The following is a 24,218-nucleotide window of genomic DNA, read 5'->3' as shown; positions in this document are numbered from 1 at the left end:
GACGGTTTGGCGGGCTTTTTTTGAGGGGGGCGCGGATCTATATCTTGTAGGACCAAGATGGGGATTATTGGGAATGTTCCTTTCGACAAATGTGAAAAATTCAAGACTAAATCGAAAAAATTTTTTCAAATCCTCCCGAGCCACGCCCTGTCTGGGATTTGGAATTTTGGTGATGGAAATGTGTGTTTTTTCACGTTGACAAACACAATATATTGATATAAATTTGAATCTATCAACTAGATATCGTGTGAAAAAGCGAATTGAACAAGTGTTAGATTCATAGTAATAATACCGCCAAATACGGGGTAAATTGCCGATGTATCGATTATTTTCAGCCTTTTTCCCACGATCGAAAATTCGCTTATTTTGTCGAAGAGACGGTGAGTTTACTAGACATAGCTTGATGGTAAGATTCATATTACTTACTACATATAGGGTTATCTACATAAGAGCCACCAGATAGAGAATGTTTAGGAGACGGAACCCATGCTGATTGCCTATGATTCGAAGACGGGAAATGTTCGCCGATTTATTGCTAAGCTCAAAATGCCTGCGATTCAGATCGAGGAAGCGATGAAAATGGACGAGCCTTTCGTGCTCGTTACGTATACAACCGGTTTTGGGCAAATTCCTGCGAAGGTAGCTACCTTCTTGGAAAGTAATTACTCTCGGCTTATTGGAGTCGCAGCAAGCGGTAACCGCAACTGGGGAGACGGCTTTGCCAAAAGTGCTGATACCATCTCACAGCTGTATGATGTGCCTGTGTTAACTAAGTTTGAGTTGTCCGGAACCAAAAATGATGTAGAACGATTTGTTCAGGGGGTACATGCAATTGCGGCACATTGAGCTTAATAATTTATTGATGCAACGCGGGGCGGATGGTTTTTTTCAATTAGAAAAGGATCAAGAAGCCGTTGAAGTTTTTATGCAGGAAGTCCACAGCAAAAGCCTCAAATTCCCCGATACCGCTTCTAAAGTTCGTTATATGATCGATCAGAATTATTACGAGAATGTTTATGCACACTACACGTCAGATGAAGTTGACAATGTTTATCAAGTTGCCCACGATAATCAATTCGAGTTCGCCTCCTACATGGCAGCTTCGAAATTTTATACGGATTACGCCTTACGCAGTGACGACAAATCTTTGTACCTGGAACATTTCCCTGATCGCGTTGCGATTGTAGCTTTATACTTGGGACGTGGAAATGTAGAAACGGCGCGTGTTCTTGCAGTATCGATGATGGAACAACGTTTGCAACCGGCGACACCTACGTTCCTTAACGCAGGTAAAAGCCGCCGAGGCGAGATGGTATCCTGTTTCCTTCTGGAAATGGACGACTCGCTTAACTCCATCAATTACGTACTTGCTACCTGCATGCAGCTTTCGAAAATTGGCGGTGGCGTAGCTGTTAACTTGTCCAAGCTTCGTGGACGTGGAGAAACCATTAAAGGTGTGGAACGTGCCGCAAAAGGAATTATGCCTGTACTTAAGCTCATGGAGGATGCTTTTTCCTACGCAGATCAAATGGGTCAGCGCAAGGGCTCAGGAGCTGCCTACTACAACATTTTCGGCTGGGACGTTCTGGAGTTCCTGGATAGTAAGAAAATTAACGCGGATGAGAAATCCCGTCTGAAGACACTTTCCATCGGCCTGATTGTACCGAACAAGTTCTACAAGCTGGCGGAAGAGAATAAGCCACTGCATGTATTTGCTCCTTACACGGTTCTCCAGGCATATGGTAAGCATTTGGACGATCTTGATCTCGATGAGATGTATGATGAGCTCCTAGCTAATCCGAAGGTAAAGAAAAAGGTTGTTATGAGCGCACGTGACATGTTAGTTAAAATTGCAACTACCCAGCTGGAATCCGGTTATCCATATATGATGAATCGTTCGAATGCGAACAGGGATCATGCCCTGAAAGGTATTGGAACGATTAAAATGTCTAATCTCTGCACAGAGATTTTCCAACTGCAAGAAACTTCGGAAATTAACGATTATGGTCAAGACGATCTGATTCTTAGAGATATCAGTTGTAATCTAGCTTCCATGAACATTGCTAACGTCATGGAACGCAAGAAGCTGCGCGAAACGGTTCATGAGGGCATGATTGCGTTGACAGCCGTTAGTGATATGACAACGATCAGCAATGCGCCTGGTGTTGCCAAAGCGAACCGAGAGCTGCATTCCGTTGGTCTGGGTGTTATGAATCTTCACGGCTACTTATCTAAGAATAAAATTAGCTATGAGAGTGATGAAGCGAAAGATTTCGTCCGCACCTTCTTCATGGCGATGAACTACTATTCGATTGAGCAAAGTATGGAAATTGCCAAATCGAAAGGGCAAGCCTTTGAAGGGTTTGAACGATCCGAGTATGCGAATGGCGCCTATTTCAACCGCTACATAGAGACGGATTATCGTCCGGTTAAGGATAAGGTGAAGGCTTTGTTTGAGGGAATGCCGATCCCATCGCCAAACGATTGGAGCAAGTTAAAAGAAGATGTAAAAACCCATGGTCTTTATCATGCTTACCGATTGGCGGTTGCTCCGACACAAAGTATTTCTTATATTCAAAATGCGACTTCCAGTGTTATGCCTATTGTCGAGCCTATCGAGACTCGGACCTATGCAAACTCAACGACCTACTATCCGATGCCTTTCATGGCACGTGATAATTTCTTCTACTATAAATCGGCTTATCAAATGGACCAATTCAAGATTCTCGATCTTATTGCTGAAATCCAAGCGCATGTGGATCAAGGGATTTCAACCATTTTACATGTAAATAGTGATGTTTCTACGAGACAACTTGCTAAATTATACCTTTATGCGGCACACAAAGGACTTAAATCGCTCTACTACACGCGAACAAACCAGCTATCCGTTGAAGAATGTGTAAGCTGCTCGGTGTAATTTGGAAGGGGATTGGACATTAATGACTACTGCGACTACCGCTAATCATGCGATCGTCAAAAAAGCCGTGAATTGGAATCGGCCTGATGATGATTTCACGATTACTTTCTGGAATCAAAATATCATGCAGTTCTGGACCGATGAGGAAATCCCGTTGTCTGACGATAAAATGTCTTGGATCACACTCAGTGGTGCTGAGCGCGAGCTCTACATGAAGGTTCTCGGTGGCCTTACCCTGCTAGATACGATGCAAGGCGGCGTTGGTATGCCTAAGATTCTTGAGCATGTCGACGGGCTACAGCGCAAAGCTGTGCTCAGCTTCATGGGAATGATGGAGCAAATTCATGCGAAGTCATACAGCAGTATTTTCACAACGTTGTCTACGACGGAAGAGATTAATGAGCTTTTCCTCTGGGTGGAGCGCAATCCTTTTCTGCAGTTTAAAGCGGCGAAGATTTCCCACTACTATGAGAATATTAATACGACGAAAGAGCTATATCTAGCAATGGCTGCTTCTGTTTTGCTGGAAAGCTACTTGTTCTATAGCGGCTTCTATTATCCGCTTTATTTGGCCGGACAGGGTAAAATGACGAGCAGTGGGGAAATCATCGATTTGATTTTGCGTGATGAGAGTATTCATGGTTTATATATTGGTGTATTGGCACAAGAGGTTTATGCGGAGTTAAGACCTGATGAGCAGGATGAGGCGTATGAGACATTGTGTGCTCTACTAAAGGAGCTTCACGCCAATGAGGAAAGCTATACTGAAAGTCTCTACTGGACTTTGGGCTTGGCTGAAGAAGTGAAAGCTTTCTTGCGCTATAATGCGAATAAAGCGTTCATGAACCTTGGTGTAGAGCCGATTTTCGAAGAAGAGGATATTAATCCGATTGTTCTTAACGGTCTAAGCACGAAGACGAAACAGCATGACTTTTTCTCGAAAAAGGGCAACGGTTATGTACGTACGATTCACGTTGAGGCGCTGACGGATGATGACTTCATTTTCTAATACTCGATGTTTATATTGAGGATAATGATTTATCTATTGTCAATTTAAAAAGAGACTAAGCGGAAAATCATCTGCTTAGTCTCTTTTTATTAAGCCAGCGATTCCTTAACTACAGGCTCTGTCAGTTTGTAACCGACATTTCGGATGGTCATGATATACTCGGGATTGCGGGCATTATGCTCGATTTTATCCCGCAGGTGTGAAATATGCACATCGACAATTCGGGTGTCGCCGAGGAAATGATAGTCCCACACACCATGAAGCAATTGCTGTCTGCTTAATACTTTGCCGCGGTGCTTACAAAGGAAGAGCAGAAGCTCGAACTCCTTAGGTGTTAGCTCAATAGGGGAGCCTTTCACTGTTACCTCGCGTTGATCGGCTTTAATAGCAATTTGGCCAATGGTGATCGGCGCGTTTTCCGTCAAGGAAGGTAAAGTTTGAATCCGACGATGAATGGCATGTATACGAGAAATAAGCTCTTGCGGTGAGAACGGCTTGGTCATGTAATCGTCGGCACCGTTATCCAGTCCGGCAATTTTATCCGTGAGATCCTGCATTGCTGTCAGCATGATAATCGGTACGAGGTTATTCTGATTTCTAAGCTTGCGACATACTTGAAAGCCGTCCATCTTCGGCAGCATTAAATCGAGAACGATGAGATCAGGGCGAAACGTCTGGATGGCATCGAATACAGCTTCTCCATCAAATACGCAATGGACTTCGAAGCCTACGAGCTTCAGATTAAATTCTATAAGCATGGAGATGGAGGGTTCGTCATCAACAACTAAGATTTTCATTTTCATCGATGGGTTGACTCCTTTTTCGAAGGATATCTCTATTATGACAGTGCTCTATCATCGAGATATTAAGATAAAGTTAACCCTGTGTAAAATTGCAATCCGTATTCGCTTATAATAGGATAGAGAATGAGGTGAATTTGACAGAGATGGCTTTTCATATTGTATTAGTAGAACCCGAAATTCCTGCCAACACAGGTAATATTTCACGAACTTGCGCAGCGACAGGTACGTATCTTCACTTGGTGAGACCACTTGGCTTTCAGACAGATGACAAGACACTGAAACGTGCGGGATTGGATTATTGGCACTCGGTTAAGCTCGAGTATCACGACTCGTTTGATGAGGTGCTAGAGGCATATAAAGGTCACCGCTTTTTCTTCGCATCAACGAAAGCGAAGAAGCGTTACACTGATTTTACATTTCAAGATGGTGATTTCTTTGTATTCGGCAAAGAGACGAAAGGTCTCCCCGAAGAGCTCTTACGTCAGCATCCCGAGAAGCTGCTCCGATTACCGATGTCAGATGCGGTCAGATCGCTCAATTTATCCAACTCTGCCGCTATTATGCTGTATGAGGGCTTACGGCAGACGGGTTTCGTGGGTCTTGACTAGAGTTCAGGTCATTCAATTGAGGGCTTTGGTCTACATATTTGACAGGAAAAAGAAAGTTTCAGTCTGTTATTAGAAGGAGTTTCTTGAATAACGGCGAATAGTAATCGGTATCAGTCCGTATAGATATGCTAGGAAAGTTCAAAAGCATGGAAAACGTGAGCGGAAGAGAGGTGAAGTCCTATGATGAAGCCAGCGGGAGTGGTTCGTAAAGTCGATCAATTGGGACGTATTGTACTGCCTAAATCGTTACGTAAACGTTATCAAATGAATGAAGGAGATCCCGTGGAAATTTTAGTGCAGGGTGACCATATCATTCTGGAGAGATACCGTCCGAAATGTGTGTTCTGTGGAAGCATGGAAAGTGTCAGTGAATTCAAAGAACGTTATATTTGCGGAGTTTGTGTAACGGAAATGAACTTGTTGAAAGTTAGAGCCTAAAAGAAGCAAAAGAAAAAGCATCGCTACTCCTAGGGAGAAGCAGATGCTTTTTCTTTTGCCTTATAGACCTTTTGTTTTGTCCTCGTTATAGGAAGCCGTCATCATAGCGACGAGAAATAATACAAAAACAGTGATAACGAGCCAAAATGTTGTTGATAAACCAAACATTGCTGCACCTCCTAATATAGGGATCTTTGAGTTTGCTCAAAGTTGCTCCATTTTGGGTTAGAAACCGTAAATGCATATAGTTAGGCTTATTATACCCAACCATCTAAAAAAAAGAAACGAATAAAGTGTGAATAATTTGGGTCACTTGAAAAATAGAAAGTTAGTGGCTAGCGGTCTAAGCTTACCATCAGACGGACGATTAATGACACTGCCTCCCATGACTAAGGTGGTAGAGCCTCCTCCATCCAAGTTATAGGCGTCTACGATGCCTAGTTGTTGCATTTTGTCCTGCAGCTCAGCAAGTGTAGCCCCCGAGTTACCACTCTCGTCATAGCCGTCGGTCACAATAAACAATAATTGGTCATTTTTGTAGTTGGCCATGACGGTCCGAGCCGCCCTTGCCGGCGAGCTTTGCCACTGATAGGGAATAGGCATTTTGTTTCCATTCTTCAGGAGAACAGGAACGAAGGTAGATCCCATCAACGGGTTGAGCTTATCCAGCTCCGACTGAGAACTGAACTTACCGCCAATGAGCTTGCGGTCTTTGTTCAATCCGATAAAGGTCGTATCGTTGTTGGTAGGAAAGAAGCCATTTACATACTTCCCATTCATCATAGTTGTATCTAGCGGATAGCGTTTGCCTTTGTTATCATCGGCGAAGCCACCTGCATTCACACCAGCGATGGCACCATAGCGCGCCGCGGCTTCTAAGGTCGTTTCACTGGAGCCAATTTTGTCCTTGCCTAGAACAAGTTTAATGGCCTTATCACTTTTGAGATTTACTTTAAGAGCATAACCTTTATAGTTGCTTTCATTCAAAGTGAATAGCTTTAAGTCGATATTCCCGGAAGAAGCTTGTTTCATAGGGCTTCCGAGCTTGGCTGTAATACGTGCATCATAGATGATGCCGGGTTTTGCAGCTTGTGCTGCTGCATTCTGAAGCAGTGATGTTACTTCCGCGGTACTTTTCTCATACAATTGGAAATATTGCTGAATGATTGTTTTGGTCTGCACAGCGTCAATATTAGCTTTAGTCAGCATGTTATTCAACGTAAGCGCTTCTTGGTGAAACGAGATTGGTGTAGACGCATTAGGTACCCAAGGGTTGATAGGGACATTCGTAGTAACGAAAAGCAGCCAAATGAGCATCCCCACGAACGGGGCGCAAGCAAGTAGAAAGAAGCGATTGATTTGTTGAATAGCTATCATTACTTTAACACATCCAGATTTTTTTGCAGTTCATCCAGCTTCTTCTTCACGTCGGCAAGCTGCGTGTAGAGTTGGTTACTGTTATCTGTTTTGCTGTTCGCGCTGTCCTTCGTGAAAGCGAGTAGTTCATTGAGTGAGTCTACCTTTGTCTGCAAAGCTTTCATGTCGGTAGTAACACTATCTTTCAATTGGTTAACCTGCTTCTGATAATCTTGTTGAACCACTTGCAGTTGTTGCTGGGTTTGCTGTGCGATATCGGTTGCTATTTTTTGTCTCAAATGCTCTGTGTACAACATAGCTGCTGCCACTCCGATTGCGACCAGCATGACCCAACCCACAAACAAGTATACGTACGTTTTCTTCCCTACCTTGGCTGCCTTCGAAGCGCGAGGGAAAGAATTTGCGGTCGTAGTCTCGATGGGCATGTTCATGAAAATCACCTCTGTTTATTAGTATAGCATATTCCATATTTTTTACAGAATTTTAGATAGAATTCGCCGTTTTTCGATACTCATTGGGGGTAATTCCCTCCAGTTTTTTGAAAACTTTGCTGAAATATTTCTCATCCTGATAACCGACCATCTCAGCTACTTGTGAAATACGAAGATATGGATTGCGAAGCAAGACCTTCGCTTTGCTCATACGGATCTGGCCTAAATAATCTGAAAGGTTAACCTCGAATTCTTGCTTGAATTTTCGTGAGATGTACTCACGGCTTAGATAAAACCGACTAGCTATTTCCTGCAGCGTAACATCTTGGTGATAGTGCTTTTCAAGGAATTCAGCGATTTCAAAAATAACACTTTTGTCTTTTTGCTGACTTTCAAGAAGCAGCTTAGATAAGTGAGCAATACTCCGAGTGAGCTCCTGCTGCCACAAAGAGAGGGACAATATCCCATACTCATCCAGTGGAATGATTAAACTCGAAGGTTCATCTAAGAGCATTTGCTTAACCTTATCTTCACTGATGCCTGAGAAGAATTGCTGCACCCAACGACGCTTCATCACACTGTACTCCCGCCACCAATGGTCGAGCTGCTCAAGTGTAATGACTTCACTTTGCTTGACCGTATCCATCCATTGTTGAACGGATTCTTGAATTTGGTCGATACTCCCGCTGCGAATGGCCAGCTGAATTCGTTCCTCATAATGACTAAAAGTAAGTGTAGGCTGTGGTGTCTTGGAAGGTTTCAAAGTACTATGAATCCATGTATCCTTAGTTTTCAGATTACGCTGTCTCAAAGCATTACTGGCTTCCTGATAGGACAAGGCTAAATCGGTAGGAAAGGTGTGAGAGCTCCCAATACCGAAGTCCACGCGGGTGTGAAGCGCGGTACGCATACCTTCATTAATTTTTGTCAGAAATGCTTCAGCGCCAGGTTGATCCTTCCATAATAGCAAGACAATCTCGTTATCGCTGTTCCAATGGCGAAATGCATAACCACGCCCATCGTTTACGAGAAATTCATTACAAATGTTAATCAGCGAGAACAGCAGTAGATCCATATTATCGCTGAACTTGTTCTTCACACTTCGTTCCATGGTATCTAAGGATAATATAGCGACACGGCAATCGCTCACACTCCGGGATAAATGAAGCTCTTTCTCGAGCTGCTCAGCAGCCTGATCATAAGAGGAAGGTTCAGCAATTAAGTTGGAAAGCAGCTTATCCCAATACATAGGCTTAATTTGATTCATTTCGATGTTCAGTTCACGATTGGTTTGACGAAGTTCTTCGTCCTTATTCCAAGTCAGAATCGCTTTATCTAACGCATCATTTAATTGTTCCGGATCAACGGGCTTCAAAATATAATCCGTACCCCCATACTTTAGGGTATGGCGCAGCAGAGAGAAATCGTCATGGCCACTTATGACAATCGTTTTCGAGTCAGGGGCATGTATATGAAGCCATTCAAGCAGTTTAACGCCATTCATGATCGGCATCATCATATCCGTCATGATAATCTCTGGATGATGTTGATTGATCATCTGAGAAGCAGATTCGCCATCTTGCGCTTCTAAAATTGTATCAATTCCGTGCTGCTTCCAGTTGACAAGCAGACGGATGGCATCGCGCACATGTTTCTCGTCATCGACAAGTAATACTTTCATTCTATAGCTCCCTTTTTCATAGGTATATGGATCACGATCCTTAGACCTTGGGGCTTTGCATGTTCAATGTTAAGAGCAGCATCATCGGTGAAATATAACTGCACTCTGGTTAGCACATTACTAAGCCCAATGTAAGCCTCATCAGTAATCGAAGGGGCATTTAGCCTACTTCTTACTTCGCGCAGCCGTTCCTCTGTAATACCAATTCCGTTATCCTCGACAGTGAGCTTCAAGAATTCATAATCACCATCTACCTGCTTCATTGCTTCGATACGTAATAAGCCCGTAGCTGCTGTACTTGGTTTAAAACCGTGCTTGAAATAATTTTCGACTAGCGGCTGCAGGATCATCTTGGGAACAAAGATAGCTTTCGTGCTTTCTTCGATGTCGTAGATGATTTCGAATTGGTGCTCGAAGCGCTGTTTTTGCAGCTCAAGATAGGCTTTAATATGATCGAGTTCTTTACGTAAAGGAACGACGGATTCGTTTGTATTCATGCTGTAGTGCATCATTTTGGCAAGGGAAGAAATCAAGGCATAGACCTTCGGTGCATCATGCTGCAAAGCTAGCGTACCGATGGATTGAAGCGAGTTATTCAGAAAATGCGGATTGATCTGAGCTTGTAACGCCATAAGCTGATTGGATTTGTTCGCAAGCTCTAATCGATATTCGCGCATCACCATTTGATTCAAATCCTGCATAAGGCCATGGAATCGGTTTGCAAGAATCCCCATTTCATCGGTTCGGGTCAGTTCAATATCAGTATCCATTTGGCCAATATGAACTTGTCCAGCCTGAATGCGCGTGATGTAACGAATCAATTGTTTAATGGGCGCTGTGAAGCGAATGCTGATATAAACAGTGCCTATTATCACAATTAACATAAAAAGAGTAAGTACTAGGGAGTTAATTAAAGTTAACTGTCTGGCATTTTTAGTTAATTGTTCATAGGGAAGTCGTTTGACGATCGTCCAACTGACATCATCAGTTTTCATTTTTTCATAAATATTTATCCCCGCATAAGCGCCGCTGTTCCATTCATAGGAACCTTTTTGGAGATCGCTATAGATCGCCTCATTCCCCCAGCTTTCTTCCAGAGGTTGTCCCCATTTAGAAACATCGGGACCGAACACGATGAACCCCTTATCATCCAGGATATATAGTTCTTCTTGGTCATGGGTGAATAAGCTTTGGGATATTTCAGAGACAAGATTTAGTTGAAGATCAATAACCAGCTCGCCAATCGAGATGTTACTCGGCGAGTATATAATTTTACGATGCATAGATAGAACAGGGGTTGGAGCAGAATACACATTAAGGGCAATATTGTAATTATGGCTTTCATGGGTCGTTTCAAAATAAACGGTTTTGTTCTCGGGGAACTGCTGAAGAGATTCATATTTACCGATCGTGCTTCCTTGAAAGTCGTTGCTCGCTAGATAAGAACGGTCGCTAACGGAGGCGTAAAGATAAATTTGTTTGATCTCTTTAACCGAATGAGACATGACCTGCAGCCCGCTTTTGATAACCTTATCACTCATGTAGTCGATTTCTCGCTCAGTTTGCAGTATATCGTAAAGTTGACCAAGCTCAGATAAATGCTGCCCTGTATAAATCGTAGTTGAGGCTTGGACAACACCATTTAAATAGTTCAATAAATTCATTTTTGCTTGAGATATAAGGGCCGAATTATTCGTAATTGTGTCTTCCGTGACTTTTTCCTTGGTGAATATATAAGAAACTACGATCGATGTAATGAACGGAACTAAGGTCGCAATGAGTAGAAAAAGGATTAATTTATTGCGCATACTGTGGCGGAACAAGGTGCATCAACTCAGTTTCTTTTTGGACTTTTCACCCTATATTGTAGCAGTAGAGGTCAACAAATTCCACCTAATGCATCACTATCATCTGTGTATCACGAAGAAAAAGGGATTTATACTATAGCGTATAGTTATATTATCGTAAGGGGGAAATTCCCATGAAAACTAATAAAGGGTTAGCAGGACTAATACAACAATGGGTGTTTATCGGACCAGCGTTGATCTTTTTCGCGCTTATTGTTGTTACTCCATTTCTCATGAGCATTTATTATTCATTTACGGAGTGGAATGGTGTGACAACAACCGTCAAGTTTAACGGCTTGGACAATTTCAAACACCTTCTTTTTCATGACACGGACTATCGCAATGCATTCTGGTTTACAACAAGAATAACCGTGACAGATGTGATTCTCACGAATCTTGTCGGATTTCTTCTGGCTCTCTTGCTCACACAGGCTCTGAAAACCAGGAATGTACTGCGTACTATTTTTTTCATGCCGAACGTAATTGGCGGACTTTTGCTCGGGTTCATTTGGCAGTTTATTTTCGTCAAAGGGTTCGGTACGTTAGGCCAATTGACGAATCTTAGTTTTTTCCAACTGCCGTGGTTGGGTGATGCACCAACAGCCTTCTGGGCAATCGCCATCGTTAGTATATGGCAAGGCTCCGGCTACTTAATGATCATTTATATTGCGGCGCTTTCGAATGTGCCCAAAGATATGGTTGAAGCGGCTTATATCGACGGTGCTACGCGTTTACAAGTGCTAAAGAACATTATCATTCCACTTATTATGCCGGCAGTTACCGTATGTTTGTTCCTGACCATTTCATGGAACTTCAAGATGTTTGACTTGAACTTTGCTTTGACTAAAGGTGGACCGTTCAACTCAACGGAATCCGTTTCCATCAATATTTATCAAGAAGCGTTCCGGAATAACAACTATGGTTTAGGAACTGCGAAAGCGTTAGTATTCTTCGTTGTTGTGGCTATTATTTCGACCATCCAAGTCATGTATACGAAACGCAAGGAGGTTGAAGTTTAATGGAATCGGTCAAAAAATACTCAGGACGACTATTTACACTCGAGGTGCTGGGCATCTTGATTGGACTCTTATTTTTAGTTCCTTTCTACTTCGTTATTGTCAACTCACTCAAGACTTTTCCGGAACTAGCCGCTAGTACAGCGAAGCTTCCGCAAAGCTTATATCTAGACAACTATACGAAGGTATGGACAATTATGAAGTTCCCGAGTGCATTTCTGAACTCTTTAATTATTACAGTGCTCAGTAATGTGGGGCTTGTGTTAATTAGTTCCATGGCGGCTTATCGTATGGTTCGCAAAGCAAGTAAATTCAACAACCTTGTATTTCTAGCTTTCGTTGCTGCAATGGTTATTCCATTTCAATCCATCATGATTCCGCTTGTGCGTGTAGCGAGTCAAGTTGGACTAATGGACAGCAAGCTAGGATTGATTATTTGTTATTTTGGATTCGGTGTTTCACTGAACGTATTCTTGTTTCACGGTTTTATTAAATCCATTCCGCTTGAAATTGAAGAGTCAGCTACTGTTGATGGTTGCTCGCCGTATGGGGTGTTTTGGCGAATTGTTTTCCCGCTATTAAAGCCGATGTCAACGACAGTCATTATCTTAAACAGTTTATGGATATGGAATGATTATTTGCTTCCTTCACTCGTGTTAAATAGTCCAGGTCTGAGAACAATACCTTTAGCAACCTTCTCTTTCTTTGGTCAATATACGAAGCAATGGGATTTGGCCCTTGCTGGTCTAACACTTGGCGTCTTGCCAATCGTTATTTTCTTCCTTGCGATGCAGAAACATATTGTTGAAGGCATTACGGCGGGTTCGGTAAAAGGGTAACAATTTTGCAAATATGTTCAAAATCTTCCACCTTTATGTTCAATATTCTCTGTGTTAAGGGTCTAAGAAAGTGTTTACAATAAACCAAGTAAGGCTGATGATGAGCTAACAAATCGTTTGTTATCAGAGAAAACTGAGTAAACAAAAAAAGGGAGGCTTTACCTTAATGAAAAAATTCACGATGATCAGTATGGCAGCTGTACTAACCCTATCTATGGTTGCAGCTGGCTGCGCGAAGAAAGATACAACGCCAGCGCCATCCGCATCACCAGGGGCAGCAGCAACAGCTACACCAGCTGCAGGCGGTAAACCAGTTACAATTAAAATGTTCCAATTCAAGGTAGAAATTGCTGATCAATTAGGGAAAATGATTCAAGAATACCAAAAGTTAAATCCTAACGTTAAAATTCAAGTGGACACAGTTGGCGGTGGTGCTGACTACGGTGCTGCATTACTTGCCAAGTTTAACTCCGGCGATAAACCAGATATTTTCAACAACGGTGGTTTCTCAGATCTCGACAAATGGATCGAAAACCTGGAAGATCTTTCGGATCAACCATGGGTTAAGGATCTTGTAGATGTGGCGAAAGAGCCAATGACGAAAAACGGTAAACTTTATGGACAACCGCTTAACCTCGAAGGTTATGGTTTCCAATATAATAAAGACCTGTTCGCACAAGCTGGCATTACAGAATTGCCAAAAACACTCACACAGCTCGAAGATGCTGCTAATAAGCTTCAAGCAAAAGGAATTACACCTTTTGAAACCGGCTATGGCGAATGGTGGGTATTGGGGAACCACTTTGTAAACCTTCCGTTTGCTTACCAGAAGGATCCAAATGCTTTCATTGACGGTTTGAATAAAGGTACAGCAAAAATTCCGGGTAACGAAGTATTTAACCAATGGGTAAAACTATTTGATCTACAATTGAAATATGGTAACAAAAATCCGCTTCAAACAGATTACAATACGCAAGTAACGGATTTCGCAACAGGTAAAGCAGCAATGACACAACAAGGTAACTGGACACAAGTCCAAATCACAAAAACAAACCCGAATATCAAAATTGGCTTCTTGCCAATGCCGATCAACGATGACGCTGCAGCGAACGATAAATTGTTCGTTGGTGTTCCAAACAACTGGGTTATCAACAAAAACTCCGCTGTGAAAGACGAAGCTAAGAAATTCCTGAACTGGATGGTTAGCTCCGATATCGGTAAGAAATACATCACGGAAGAGTTCAAGTTCATCCCTGCATTTAAAACGATTCCTGCTGACGAAAAAGTTCTTGGACCTTTAGCAGCTGACATTATTGCTTACAGCAAAGCTGGTAAAACACTTAGCTGGAACTGGTTTAAATTCCCGGGCGGTGAAGCATCCAGTAAAAAATTCGGCGATATTATGCAAGGTTATGTCGCGAAGAAGTATACGAAGGATCAAATGCTTGAGGAATTCCAGAAAACATGGGATAGCCTTAAGAAGTAACACTAAAATCAACGGTAATAAAGCCTCAGCGCCAATGCTGAGGCTTTTTGCTAATTAACAGAAGGGGAATAGACTGTTACAATAAAAGGGACTGGGGGTCTACAATGAATTTAAGAATCAGGTCTTGGCTGCAGAGCAGAGGAAATTCACTTCCGCATGAGAAGCAATTGTCTCGTGAGGCTGTAATTTCGCTCATTATTCATTCTACTTTTCAATTCGGCGCTTCCATGTCGGGTGTATTTTTAAACTTATACTTATGGCGTTTGACGCACAGTGTGGTAGTAAATGGTATATACAGCATGATCGTTTTCATTCTAACACCGATTGGCTTTGCGCTAGGAGGTTGGATGATCAAAAAGAAAGACCGAATGGTATCCTACCGTCTAGGTATTATGCTCATTGGTCTCTTCTATTTAAGTGTCATTATTGCTCAAGAGAGACTTGTTGAATATTATGTCTTGTTTGCAATATTTAATGGACTTGCCGCTGCTTTTTATTGGGTCGGCTATTTAACTCTGATGTATGATGTATCAAACGAGGAGAATCGGATTCGATATCTCGCATTTAATATGATTTTCTTCACAGCAGCTACCTTAGCAGGACCAGCGCTTGCCGGGTTCATCATCCGTTTAAAGGAAGGGCTTAGCGGGTACACCATTGTCTTTTCCATTGCGTTTTGTATGTTCTTACTAGCGGCGCTGATTTCTTTGAAAATAAAAGCTTCAAGTGGGCATCATAGAGTCTATTACTTGAAGCTGACCGGTCTTATTTTGAAGAAAGAACGTGACTGGCTGAAGGCACTGCTTGGATTCTTTGGAATGGGTTTGCTCCAGGGCACGATGCTCTTTTTACCCAATATTCTCCTGTTCAAGGTGATGCCTCGGGAAGATATTGTGGGTTACCTGGGGGTATTATATTCAAGTCTAAGCATTGTAACGGGCATTTTTATATCCAAATACGCCGAAGCAGGCAAATCTCGTCTCTATTTGTTACTGTCTACTCTAGGATATCTAATTGGGGTGTCCTTTTTATTAGGAAGTATTAGTGTATGGTCGGTCGTAGGATTCATGATTTTATACTCGATTTTCTCTCCGCTGCAAGGGAATACAATGACCGGCTATTACTATGGTCTTATTGCAAAGCTGCCGCTTAGAGGGGAATTGAAGGTCGAAAGTGTTGTCGTTCGGGAATTTTTCTTGAATGTCGGCCGTGTTATTTCTATTATTTGTTTAATTTCATTCGGCAGCAACCTGGATGGCGGGTTGATTCCTTGGATTCTGATGATAGCTTCAATGACACAAATAGCCTTAGTTTGGTCGATTAAGAATCATTAAGAAAAGCATGAAAGCGCCATGACCGGGATATCCTAGGAAGTAGATGATAGGAGAAGAGGGACGTTCGGTTATGGAAAAGTACGACACTATGATTGTTGGCGGAGGTATTGCTGGACTTCAAGCGGCTATTCAGCTAGGGAGATATGAGCATCGCGTTCTGGTCATTGACGCCGGCTATGGTCGCTCTACGCTGTGCAAAAGTTATCATAACCTATTGGGATGGCCGGATGGTGTTTCAGGCGAGGAGCTTCGCAGATTAGGGAGGCTTCAAGCTGAGGGGGTTGGCGTTATTTTTGTCAAAGATGAAGTCGTACAGGCCGTAAATAAAGGTAAGCCAGGGGATGGATTTGAAATGTGGGGGAAGTCGGGTAAAGGATATGAAGCACGAACTCTTCTTCTTGCGACAGGTTTGCTGGACCGTATTCCCGATTTGCCAAAGCTGAAAGACTGTCTAGGCCTGACGGTATATGTATGTCCAGATTGTGATGGCTATGAAATTAGAGATAAGCAGACGATTGTGATGGGTTCCGGTGATGTCGGAGCGGGAATGGCGTTGACGCTCAGGATGCGAACGGACAAGCTGACCTATGTGAATCATCAGCAGCGAGCAGTGAAAAGCGAGCTGCTATCGGAATTGAAGGGAAAAGGAATCACCTATATTGCGGAAGATATTCAAGAGGTGATTGCGGAAGCGAACGGTCTTTTTCGCGGGGTTGTTTTGGCAAATGGGAAACGTATCGATGCGGAGCGTGGATTTATAGCATTCGGAGGTAATGAAGTGAAGTCAGATTTGGCACGTCAGCTAGGTGCGGAGCGAATGGAGAATCGCCACATCCTCACGGATCCCCGCAGTAAAATGACGAGTGTGCCATTCGTCTGGGCAGCCGGAGATGTCGGTGTTCATGCCGAGCAAGTGACGATAGCAATGGGTGAAGGAGCACAAGCCGCAATTTGGATAAACAAAGTGCTGTTGATGTTGAAGGAAGAAACGAAAATTCATAGGGTTGTCATTCGCTCATAAAAGAGCTTGAAGTATGAACGACAATGGTCAAATCGGATGCCTCAGATGTTGGGAAAGAAGTTACAACGTGTGCATATTCGCTTAAGGCCTGTTCGCCAAGTGTAGAGATATGATAGATGCCGCGGCTTTGACGTACGAACCAGCGGTAATAGTTTTTTTGTAGCAGCGAGCTGACAGCTTTATTGCTAGTGTAGTCGCGCAGTTGCCGAGGACTTAGAGGTCCATGCTCACGCAGTAAGTAGGCGCAGTGAAGCGATTTCTCACGGTAGGCTGTCATGAGCTTCTGTTTGGAGCTGCCTCCAACATTATAGTCGCCGCTGCGCTCATGAAATTCATTTACGACCTGTAAAGCAGCCCGCTTGTTCGGGCGTATTGTATAGGGAATAGGCTCGCAGATGAGATCAACTGCGGGCTGTTTGCGTTTGTAAAATTGAACGGTTAGGACGCCCAAACCAAGCATACGGCAGAGACGTCGTATATCCTCCCATTGTAAGCGATGAGGGGCTCGGCCCTTATTAGGAAGCTCGAAAGCGACATAAACCTTTTGGGTCAGACGCAGACGTTCGATGCCTTGCACAAGGAGCGGGATGTTGAAGCTTTTTTTTAATTCTACGACGATGGGCGGTTCATCACCGCGAATAGCGACCAAGTCGCAATGCTTAACCTCACCACGAACGGTATAGCCGCGCTGCTCGAAATATTGTTTAATCGGAGCGTAAAGCTCCGTTTCTGTTTGAATAGGCATGTGGTCGTTTTTCTCCTCTCACTGGCTATTGCGGCAGTCAGAATGTATATCATTATAGCATAGGGTTTGCTAGAATAGGGGAAGAATCAGTTGTACGTACATCTTGGAATGTTAAAGGGGAAAAAATGAAAAAAGATGAGGGAGCGGAAGAGAAGATAAAAATCGGAAGAAGCGGAGAAAGAGGAGCAGGTGTAAACAGGTGTAAAAGCTGAAAAACGGAATAAGTGAAAGTAGCCACTTGGCCGTAGAGGAGAGGATGAGTGGAATGAGCGAAATTTTGGAAGCCTGGTTGAGACGAAGTATTGATTGTGCGTGCGGACAGCGGCACGAATTGCCGATTCGGCGCATTATTATTGAACGGGATGCGATGAAGCAGGTGGCCGGCTATGTGAAAGAAGCCGGCTTTGGAGAAGTGACGCTGATCGCAGATGTGAGGACGTATCAAGCAGCTGGGGAGAAGCTGCGCGAGCTGCTGGAAGCCGCGCAAGTGAAGGTGAGCATCAGTGTGCTTCGTGAGAACGCGCTGGGGGAAGTTGCTGCCGATGAAGAGGCGATCGTGCAGGTACTGCTCGATACTCCGCTTTCATCGGAAGTTCTAGTGGCCGTGGGAGCGGGTACCGTCCACGACATCGTCCGCTTCGCCAGCCATCGCACGAAGCGAACGTTTCTTTCTGTACCGACGGCGCCGTCCGTTGACGGCTTCGCATCTGTGGGCGCGCCACTGATCGTTCGCTCCTTCAAGCAGACGATCCCCGCCTGCGCGCCGGAGGCTATCTTCGCCGACCTCGCGGTGTTGGCTAAGGCGCCGCAGGCGATGATCGCGGCCGGCTTCGGCGATATGCTCGGCAAGTACACGTCGCTGGCCGACTGGTCGCTCGGCCGTTTGCTTCTTGCTGAGCACTACTGTGAGCTGAGCGCTCGCTTAACGCTGGAGGCCGTGGAGCTATGCACGGCCAACTTAGACGAGATCGCGCAGCGCACCGATCTCGGTTTGCGCAAGCTCATGGAAGGCCTGATCCTTTCCGGCCTTTCCATGCTCTTGGTCGGCCACTCCCGGCCGGCCTCCGGGGCTGAGCACCATCTCTCCCACTATTGGGAGATGGTGCTTCTGCAGCAGCGCCGCCGGGCGCTGCTGCACGGCGCGAAGGTTGGCGTCGCGGCCGTGCTCATGGCCCAGCGCTATGAAGCGCTGCAGGGCCTCACGGCCGGCGAGGCCGCTGCGCGCCTAGCGCAAAGCCAGGCCCCCAGCGAGCTTACGGATGCGGAGCGCATCCGGCAAGCTTATGGGGACCTGGCCGAACAGGTCATCGCCGAGAATTACCCGGCGAATAGCACTGCCGTTGATGCGCAAGCGCTGAAGGCGCGCATCATCGAGAAGTGGGGCGATGTGCAAGACATCGCCCGTGCAGTCCCTGCACCCGAGCAGCTCATGGCGTGGCTCGAGGCTGTGCAGGGACCTGTGACGCCCGAGCAGCTCGGCGTGGAGCCTGAGCTCGTGGAGGCGTCACTGCAGGATGCGCTGTTCGTGCGCAACCGATTCACGATTTTGCGCTTACTGCGTCTGCTGTAAGCTTCCCACTCTAAGGCGGCAGGAGGTTCATTCTCCTGCCGGCTTTTTCTTTTTTGGGCGCCTAGCCAAGCTGCAAGCTCAATCGAGATAGTTGTTTCAAAAAACCGTCAGATTATGATCGGTTTTATTTTTGCACTTCTATCATGGCAAGGTCGTAACTTGTCAATTTCCCGTTTTTCAGTGTGGTCACCCATTCATCTGTATAAAAGGGAACCTCCAGGACAATCCTATGTGCAAGCACATCTTTCATCATTAGTTGAATCCTCCGCCCGTATCTAGGAAATAAAAAAAAGAACTATTGATCATTAAGAGACCAATAGTTCTTTAAAATAGCAACGGCTTATTTAATCACGCGACGCGCTGTGATGTAATGAGAATTCCAATACGAGTTGATCGTTGTAATTTTCACACCGCCTGCACCGTAAGTGTTCAGCATTTTGTTGTTTCCGAGGTAGACACCAACGTGTCCAACTCCCGGTCTGCCGGGAACGGAGAAGAACAGGAGATCGCCTTTCTTCCAATTGTTCTTCGACACATGGCTGCCGACCTTGGATTGCTGAGCAGCTGTCCGCGGCAGGTTAATACCGTACTTACCGTAAATATATTTAGTTAATGTCGAGCAGTCGAATGTTCGAGTCTGTCCTACCTTAGAACCGAATTTATAAGGTGTTCCCATATATTTTTTACCTAAAGAGATAATGTGATCTGCTTTCGTCGATGCGGACACCGTAGCGGCTTGTGTAGGTTGAGGATTACTGATTACTCCTCCTGAGATGGCGATGGTTGCTCCAATAGCCATGATTGCCAAACGCTTGCCCCATACATGATGTAATTTCATAGTTGCCCTCCTTGTAGTTGTACGGCTTTTTCTTAACTGACCCTAGTATAACAGAGGGCGAGTCTCCTATTATTTGCTATAGGATGGGGAGATCATTAGCTGGTAAGGGGAAAATCGATTTTATTAGAAAACGATGAGAATTTACTTTATAAATTTTTCTTGACAGAGTACTGATTCTGTTGTTGATCTATATAAATTGAACCTTACCTTTTGTTTAATTGACTCAAACCAGAGGCGTAACCCATCAAATGGAGCAAATAAAGCACCTGTGTTCCTTTTAAGACAAGAATTGAACAATAATTGCTCTGAGCCGTCTGAGAAAAACCGCTAAACCAAAAGTGGATTAAGTAAATCAGACCGAAGAAAGCCTGTTTTTTGCCAAGTATCTATGAAGGAATTCTCTTGGAAAAATACATGATGTTCTTCTTCAAGTGACCTACAGCAGGTCCTCCCCGCCGTACGGTAAGATTCCTTCCATTATCTAAATAAAGGCTTAGTCAGGAAAGCAACGAATCCAATTCTCTTTAAAATTTCGGGCAAGTTATGTTGCATGGGTGCATAGGATTGTAGTACACAATTCACCATCACGAGCTGACCTATCTTTGAAAGGCAGCAGTGAAAGGAGGTACCCATGGACATATTCAAAAGAATTTCGGAGCATCGTACGGAGAAGGAGTCATTAAGCTGGACCGGTACGTTCGCGGAGTACATAGAATTGCTTCGCAAAAATCCTGGGCTCGCGAGAACAGCGCATTCAAGAGTCTATGATATGATTGCTTCGCAAGGAATTAATGACCAAGTCGGGCACAAGTCCTACAAATTTTTCAACCAAGAAATTTTTGGCCTGGATCGAGCCATTGAGAAGCTAGTGGAAGAATATTTCCATTCCGCTGCCCGTCGATTGGATGTTCGTAAGCGGATTTTGCTGCTGATGGGTCCTGTAAGCGGTGGTAAATCCACAATTGTGACTATGCTTAAACGTGGGCTGGAGCAATTTTCGAAAACAGAATTAGGGGCTGTCTACGCGGTTAAAGGGTGCCCGATGCACGAGGAACCGCTTCATCTTATTCCGATGGAGCTTCGTCCCGAGATCGAGCGAGAGCTTGGCGTCAAAATTGAAGGAAGCTTATGTCCATCCTGCCAAATGCGACTGAAAACGGAGTACAACGGCTGTATTGAGGATGTATTAGTGGAGCGTGTGTTTATTTCGGAAGAGTCGCGTGTGGGTATCGGTACTTTCAGTCCGTCAGATCCGAAATCACAGGATATTGCCGATTTGACGGGAAGTATAGATTTTTCGACCATCACCGAGTTTGGATCAGAATCCGATCCGCGTGCTTATCGGTTCGACGGGGAGCTGAATAAGGCAAATAGGGGGATCATGGAGTTCCAGGAAATGCTGAAATGCGATGAGAAGTTCCTCTGGAACTTACTTTCTCTTACTCAGGAGGGGAACTTTAAGGCAGGCCGTTTTGCTCTCATCAGCGCCGATGAACTGATCATTGCCCATACGAACGAAACAGAGTATAAGTCCTTTATTTCGAATAAGAAAAATGAGGCTTTGCAATCTCGGATGATTGTTATGCCAATTCCGTATAACCTTCGGGTGTCGGACGAAGAAAAAATTTATTACAAACTTATCGGACAGAGCGATATGTCGCACATCCACACGGCTCCGCACTCGCTACGGGTTGCTGCGATTTTCTCCATCCTTACCCGCTTGAAGGAAACGAAGAAGCAAGGGATGGATTTGGTCAAAAAAATGCGTATGTACGATGGTGAGGTAGTAGAAGGTTATAAAGAGGCAGATCTCAAGGAAATGCAAAATGAATTCCAAGAGGAAGGTATGAGCGGCATCGATCCGCGTTATGTCATTAACCGAATTTCGAGTGCATTAATTCGCCAAGATCTTCAGTGCATTAATGCACTAGATGTCCTGCGTGCCTTGAAAGATGGCTTGGATCAGCATCCGTCGATTACGAAAGATGAGCGTGAACGGTTCCTTAATTTCATCTCCGTAGCGCGTAAAGAATACGATGATATTGCTAAGAAAGAAGTGCAGAAAGCGTTCGTTTATTCCTTCGAAGAGTCAGCCAAAACCATTTTCGATAACTATCTCGATAATATTGAGGCTTACTGTAATTGGGGGAAAATTAAGGATCCGTTAACCGGTGAGGAGATGGATCCAGATGAGCGCCTGATGCGTTCAATTGAAGAACAAATCGGTATTTCTGAAAATGCGAAAAAAGCATTCCGTGAAGAAATACTTATCCGCATTTCGTCCTATTCCCGCAAGGGTCGAAAATTTGATTACAGCAGTCACGAGCGGCTGCGTGAAGCGATTGAGAAGAAGCTCTTTGCTGATTTGAAAGATATTGTAAAGATTACTACTTCATCGAAAACGCCGGATGAGAAACAGCTGAAGAAAATTAATGATGTAACGAAGCAGTTGATTGATGAACACGGGTATTGCCCGGTTTGCGCGAATGAATTGCTGCGTTATGTGGGGAGCTTACTGAATAGGTAAACTGAATAGTCATGTAAATGAATAGGACTTGAGGCGGTGTTGATCCCTCAGGTCCTTTTTCTTATTGGGTAGGCATCCCTCCGTTCGTCTAACACCGAATCTATTAATCTCTCATATACTATATGATCTTCGTATAAAGGAGGTGTAAAAGATAATGTTAGGGAACTCAATGAAAAAAACAGGCGCACTTCTATTATTTTTGGTGAGTTTTCTGGCTCTAATTTTGAGTTGGGAGGTGAAGCTATTATCAACTTTTGGGGGGATATTCGTAGCGGGAATTAGCTTCGGCGGAGCCGTTCTGATGTGGTTGGATGTCCACGAGTCAATGCAAGGATTAGGAAAGAGAGATGAAGGACGAGCAAAAGCTGATCAATGATCCGAAAGAGGACAATTCCCCCCAGAAAAAATCCAATGAATCCGGAAGATGGTCAGACGTCCTAGGATTCGGCAAAATGATAGACAAGCTCCCCCTTTATAAGCTTTCAGCTCGCATGGCCTATTGTATGTTTTTTGATTTATTGCTGCTTATATTTGTTCTTGTTCTCCGTGCCTCGGGTACTCAAATGAACGATTTCCCGAATGCCTGGGATCTTCGGTTTATTGTCATCACGACGATTGTCGTTTTTTTTGTCGGTCTTTGCGATGTTATGAAAGGTCGGAACAAATAAGAAGATTAAAAAGAACAAAGGTGTATAAGCCCAATTTCTGGCGAGTCATTCACCAAATAGGCAATCGCACACATACAGTGTATTAGGCAAATAAACTATACAAGAATGTGAGTGATTCCGGAAAATGACGAAACCAGAAGAGCAAGAAGTTCGTCCACCTGTAGGTGGGTTACATGGCGGAGGTTCCGGTCACGGTCACGGTGGACACGGGTTTGGTGGTCATGGCGGCCACGGCCATGGTGGGTTTCCGCACTTTGGAAATGGTGAAGTCAATCTGCTGCCTTGGCTTGTAGCCCCTTATTTATGGAGTGCGGCTCAGCCCTACTATCCGTATCCATATCCATACCCTTACCCATACCCTCCATATCCACCATATCCACCATATCCTCCATATCCTCCTTATCAGACTTATCCATATCCACCAAGCCCTTACTATCCACCATATCCTCCTGATTATCCTGGGATATACACGACATAGTCGCGGCTCTATATGATTAAACAACCGGGAAACTTTCTTGGCCAGAAAGTTTTTCGGTATTTTGCTATTTATATTCCAAAAATGGATATTAATCACTAGCCTTCTGCATTTCGAACTCATTACACTCATTGATACCTTGGAAAAGCGTTCAAGCCTTACATAGCCATTCATACGATGCTAGTGGCTTGACCTTGTTAACAGCCAGGTTTCTAGGCAATGCTATTCGTATTGCACACAGTCACAGCTTAAGTGATTTTACTTATTCAACCTCACCTAATAAGGTAACTCGATGGCTGAAACAGAACATAATACGGCGTATTGCCACCAACTGGGATGGCAGTTCAACCACGGCAAGCCAGGCGTTATTCGGTTCGCCGCCCACCGTGGATTGTTCATCATTGATCCAGAAGGCATATTGCGTTACCAAGTGATCACGGACATGAATGTGGGACTCTCCGTAGACGAGACGCTGCGTGTACTTCAAGCGCTTCAGGCAGGCGGACTTTGTCCAGCGAATTGGAAGCCAGGCGATAAAACCCTATAAGCCTATGTAAGAAAGTGCCAATCGAAGCTCATCTTCGATTG

The 24,218-nt window shown here is 44.2% G+C and carries 22 protein-coding genes and 2 pseudogenes; 15 read left to right on the top strand and 9 right to left on the bottom strand.

Going from position 1 to position 24,218, the window contains the following annotated elements:
• The first annotated feature begins 486 nt into the window (after nucleotides 1-486).
• The 3 genes from nrdI to nrdF are packed head-to-tail and all read left to right on the top strand — an operon-like array spanning nucleotide 487 to nucleotide 3,926.
• Nucleotides 487-846: a class Ib ribonucleoside-diphosphate reductase assembly flavoprotein NrdI gene (gene nrdI, locus BLT91_RS06005; protein ID WP_090818088.1), complete on the top strand. Its 360-nt coding sequence runs from the start codon at nucleotides 487-489 to the stop codon at nucleotides 844-846.
• Complete coding sequence (nrdE, locus tag BLT91_RS06000; RefSeq protein WP_090818085.1) at nucleotides 833-2,917, top strand: class 1b ribonucleoside-diphosphate reductase subunit alpha; 2,085 nt, start codon at nucleotides 833-835, stop codon at nucleotides 2,915-2,917. Before nrdI ends, nrdE begins: the two co-directional genes overlap by 14 nt.
• 22 nt (nucleotides 2,918-2,939) lie before the next feature.
• The gene (nrdF, locus tag BLT91_RS05995) at nucleotides 2,940-3,926 is read left to right on the top strand and encodes a class 1b ribonucleoside-diphosphate reductase subunit beta (protein ID WP_090818082.1); all 987 of its coding nucleotides are present in this window, start codon (nucleotides 2,940-2,942) and stop codon (nucleotides 3,924-3,926) included.
• An 89-nt stretch (nucleotides 3,927-4,015) separates the two neighbouring features.
• On the opposite strand, the gene BLT91_RS05990 is transcribed toward nrdF, so the two are convergent.
• Complete coding sequence (locus BLT91_RS05990) at nucleotides 4,016-4,729, bottom strand: response regulator transcription factor (RefSeq protein ID WP_090818079.1); 714 nt, start codon at nucleotides 4,727-4,729, stop codon at nucleotides 4,016-4,018.
• Nucleotides 4,730-4,872: 143 nt separating this feature from the next.
• Here BLT91_RS05990 and trmL point away from each other — a divergent pair, with 143 nt between their 5' ends.
• Nucleotides 4,873-5,337 (top strand): tRNA (uridine(34)/cytosine(34)/5-carboxymethylaminomethyluridine(34)-2'-O)-methyltransferase TrmL, encoded by a 465-nt coding sequence (gene trmL / locus BLT91_RS05985; protein WP_090818077.1) that lies wholly within the window; start codon nucleotides 4,873-4,875, stop codon nucleotides 5,335-5,337.
• A gap of 183 nt (nucleotides 5,338-5,520) precedes the next feature.
• On the top strand, nucleotides 5,521-5,775 hold the full coding sequence (locus BLT91_RS05980) for an AbrB/MazE/SpoVT family DNA-binding domain-containing protein (RefSeq protein ID WP_047677456.1): 255 nt from the start codon (nucleotides 5,521-5,523) through the stop codon (nucleotides 5,773-5,775).
• 309 nt (nucleotides 5,776-6,084) lie between these two features.
• Here the strand turns inward: BLT91_RS05980 and BLT91_RS05975 are convergent, their stop codons facing one another.
• Genes BLT91_RS05975 through BLT91_RS05960 form a run of 4 tightly spaced genes read right to left on the bottom strand, consistent with a single transcriptional unit; the run spans nucleotide 6,085 to nucleotide 11,072 of the window.
• Entirely contained in the window at nucleotides 6,085-7,152 is a 1,068-nt protein-coding gene (locus BLT91_RS05975; RefSeq protein ID WP_090818072.1) for a phosphodiester glycosidase family protein, read from the bottom strand.
• Nucleotides 7,152-7,583, bottom strand: a complete 432-nt coding sequence (locus tag BLT91_RS05970; RefSeq protein WP_090818069.1) for a hypothetical protein — start codon at nucleotides 7,581-7,583, stop codon at nucleotides 7,152-7,154. The genes BLT91_RS05975 and BLT91_RS05970 overlap by 1 nt, the downstream gene beginning before the upstream one ends.
• Before the next feature lie 52 nt (nucleotides 7,584-7,635).
• Nucleotides 7,636-9,264, bottom strand: a complete 1,629-nt coding sequence (locus BLT91_RS05965; protein ID WP_090818066.1) for a response regulator — start codon at nucleotides 9,262-9,264, stop codon at nucleotides 7,636-7,638.
• Nucleotides 9,261-11,072 carry a cache domain-containing sensor histidine kinase gene (locus BLT91_RS05960; protein WP_090818063.1) on the bottom strand — a complete coding sequence of 604 codons (1,812 nt, stop codon included), beginning with the start codon at nucleotides 11,070-11,072 and terminating at the stop codon, nucleotides 9,261-9,263. Before BLT91_RS05960 ends, BLT91_RS05965 begins: the two co-directional genes overlap by 4 nt.
• A 173-nt stretch (nucleotides 11,073-11,245) precedes the next feature.
• Between BLT91_RS05960 and BLT91_RS05955 the strand changes: the two genes are divergently transcribed.
• The 5 genes from BLT91_RS05955 to BLT91_RS05935 all read left to right on the top strand — a co-directional run bounded on the left by BLT91_RS05955 (nucleotide 11,246) and on the right by BLT91_RS05935 (nucleotide 16,807).
• Nucleotides 11,246-12,130, top strand: coding sequence for a carbohydrate ABC transporter permease (locus BLT91_RS05955; RefSeq protein WP_090818060.1), 885 nt, complete (start codon nucleotides 11,246-11,248; stop codon nucleotides 12,128-12,130).
• Nucleotides 12,130-12,966: a carbohydrate ABC transporter permease gene (locus tag BLT91_RS05950; RefSeq protein WP_090818057.1), complete on the top strand. Its 837-nt coding sequence runs from the start codon at nucleotides 12,130-12,132 to the stop codon at nucleotides 12,964-12,966. The genes BLT91_RS05955 and BLT91_RS05950 overlap by 1 nt, the downstream gene beginning before the upstream one ends.
• A 166-nt stretch (nucleotides 12,967-13,132) precedes the next feature.
• Complete coding sequence (locus tag BLT91_RS05945) at nucleotides 13,133-14,452, top strand: ABC transporter substrate-binding protein (protein WP_090818054.1); 1,320 nt, start codon at nucleotides 13,133-13,135, stop codon at nucleotides 14,450-14,452.
• A 104-nt stretch (nucleotides 14,453-14,556) separates the two neighbouring features.
• A complete protein-coding gene (locus BLT91_RS05940) occupies nucleotides 14,557-15,786 on the top strand; it encodes an MFS transporter (RefSeq protein ID WP_090818051.1) in 1,230 nt (409 codons plus the stop codon).
• Nucleotides 15,787-15,829: 43 nt separating this feature from the next.
• On the top strand, nucleotides 15,830-16,807 hold the full coding sequence (locus tag BLT91_RS05935) for an NAD(P)/FAD-dependent oxidoreductase (RefSeq protein WP_254776808.1): 978 nt from the start codon (nucleotides 15,830-15,832) through the stop codon (nucleotides 16,805-16,807).
• On the opposite strand, the gene BLT91_RS05930 is transcribed toward BLT91_RS05935, so the two are convergent.
• The gene (locus BLT91_RS05930; RefSeq protein ID WP_090818044.1) at nucleotides 16,794-17,552 is read right to left on the bottom strand and encodes a DUF2161 domain-containing phosphodiesterase; all 759 of its coding nucleotides are present in this window, start codon (nucleotides 17,550-17,552) and stop codon (nucleotides 16,794-16,796) included. The two genes, BLT91_RS05935 and BLT91_RS05930, sit on opposite strands and share 14 nt — an antisense overlap.
• 265 nt (nucleotides 17,553-17,817) lie before the next feature.
• Between BLT91_RS05930 and BLT91_RS05925 the strand changes: the two genes are divergently transcribed.
• The gene (locus BLT91_RS05925) at nucleotides 17,818-19,122 is read left to right on the top strand and encodes a sn-glycerol-1-phosphate dehydrogenase (protein ID WP_254776807.1); all 1,305 of its coding nucleotides are present in this window, start codon (nucleotides 17,818-17,820) and stop codon (nucleotides 19,120-19,122) included.
• 124 nt (nucleotides 19,123-19,246) lie between these two features.
• Here the strand turns inward: BLT91_RS05925 and BLT91_RS33460 are convergent, their stop codons facing one another.
• Both BLT91_RS33460 and BLT91_RS05920 read right to left on the bottom strand, forming a co-directional pair.
• Complete coding sequence (locus BLT91_RS33460; protein WP_302847460.1) at nucleotides 19,247-19,375, bottom strand: hypothetical protein; 129 nt, start codon at nucleotides 19,373-19,375, stop codon at nucleotides 19,247-19,249.
• Nucleotides 19,376-19,462: 87 nt separating this feature from the next.
• On the bottom strand, nucleotides 19,463-19,960 hold the full coding sequence (locus BLT91_RS05920) for a C40 family peptidase (protein WP_090818038.1): 498 nt from the start codon (nucleotides 19,958-19,960) through the stop codon (nucleotides 19,463-19,465).
• A 631-nt stretch (nucleotides 19,961-20,591) separates the two neighbouring features.
• Here BLT91_RS05920 and BLT91_RS05915 point away from each other — a divergent pair.
• The 3 genes from BLT91_RS05915 to BLT91_RS05905 all read left to right on the top strand — a co-directional run bounded on the left by BLT91_RS05915 (nucleotide 20,592) and on the right by BLT91_RS05905 (nucleotide 23,155).
• Nucleotides 20,592-22,487, top strand: coding sequence for a PrkA family serine protein kinase (locus tag BLT91_RS05915; RefSeq protein WP_090818035.1), 1,896 nt, complete (start codon nucleotides 20,592-20,594; stop codon nucleotides 22,485-22,487).
• A gap of 154 nt (nucleotides 22,488-22,641) precedes the next feature.
• Entirely contained in the window at nucleotides 22,642-22,863 is a 222-nt protein-coding gene (locus BLT91_RS05910; protein ID WP_090818032.1) for a hypothetical protein, read from the top strand.
• The gene (locus BLT91_RS05905) at nucleotides 22,835-23,155 is read left to right on the top strand and encodes a hypothetical protein (protein WP_090818028.1); all 321 of its coding nucleotides are present in this window, start codon (nucleotides 22,835-22,837) and stop codon (nucleotides 23,153-23,155) included. Before BLT91_RS05910 ends, BLT91_RS05905 begins: the two co-directional genes overlap by 29 nt.
• A gap of 351 nt (nucleotides 23,156-23,506) precedes the next feature.
• Here the strand turns inward: BLT91_RS05905 and BLT91_RS33455 are convergent.
• Nucleotides 23,507-23,605 (bottom strand): annotated as a pseudogene (locus BLT91_RS33455) (spore coat protein); the annotation flags it as partial.
• Nucleotides 23,606-24,006: 401 nt separating this feature from the next.
• On the opposite strand from BLT91_RS33455, the pseudogene BLT91_RS05895 reads away from it, so the two are divergent.
• A pseudogene (locus BLT91_RS05895) lies at nucleotides 24,007-24,177 on the top strand (peroxiredoxin); the annotation flags it as partial.
• Nucleotides 24,178-24,218 lie beyond the last annotated feature (41 nt).

The organism is Paenibacillus sp. yr247, from assembly GCF_900103825.1.
Lineage (GTDB): Bacteria > Bacillota > Bacilli > Paenibacillales > NBRC-103111 > Paenibacillus_E.
The sequence above is the reverse complement of the archived record's forward strand: the minus strand, read 5'-3'. Positions and strand labels throughout refer to the sequence as shown.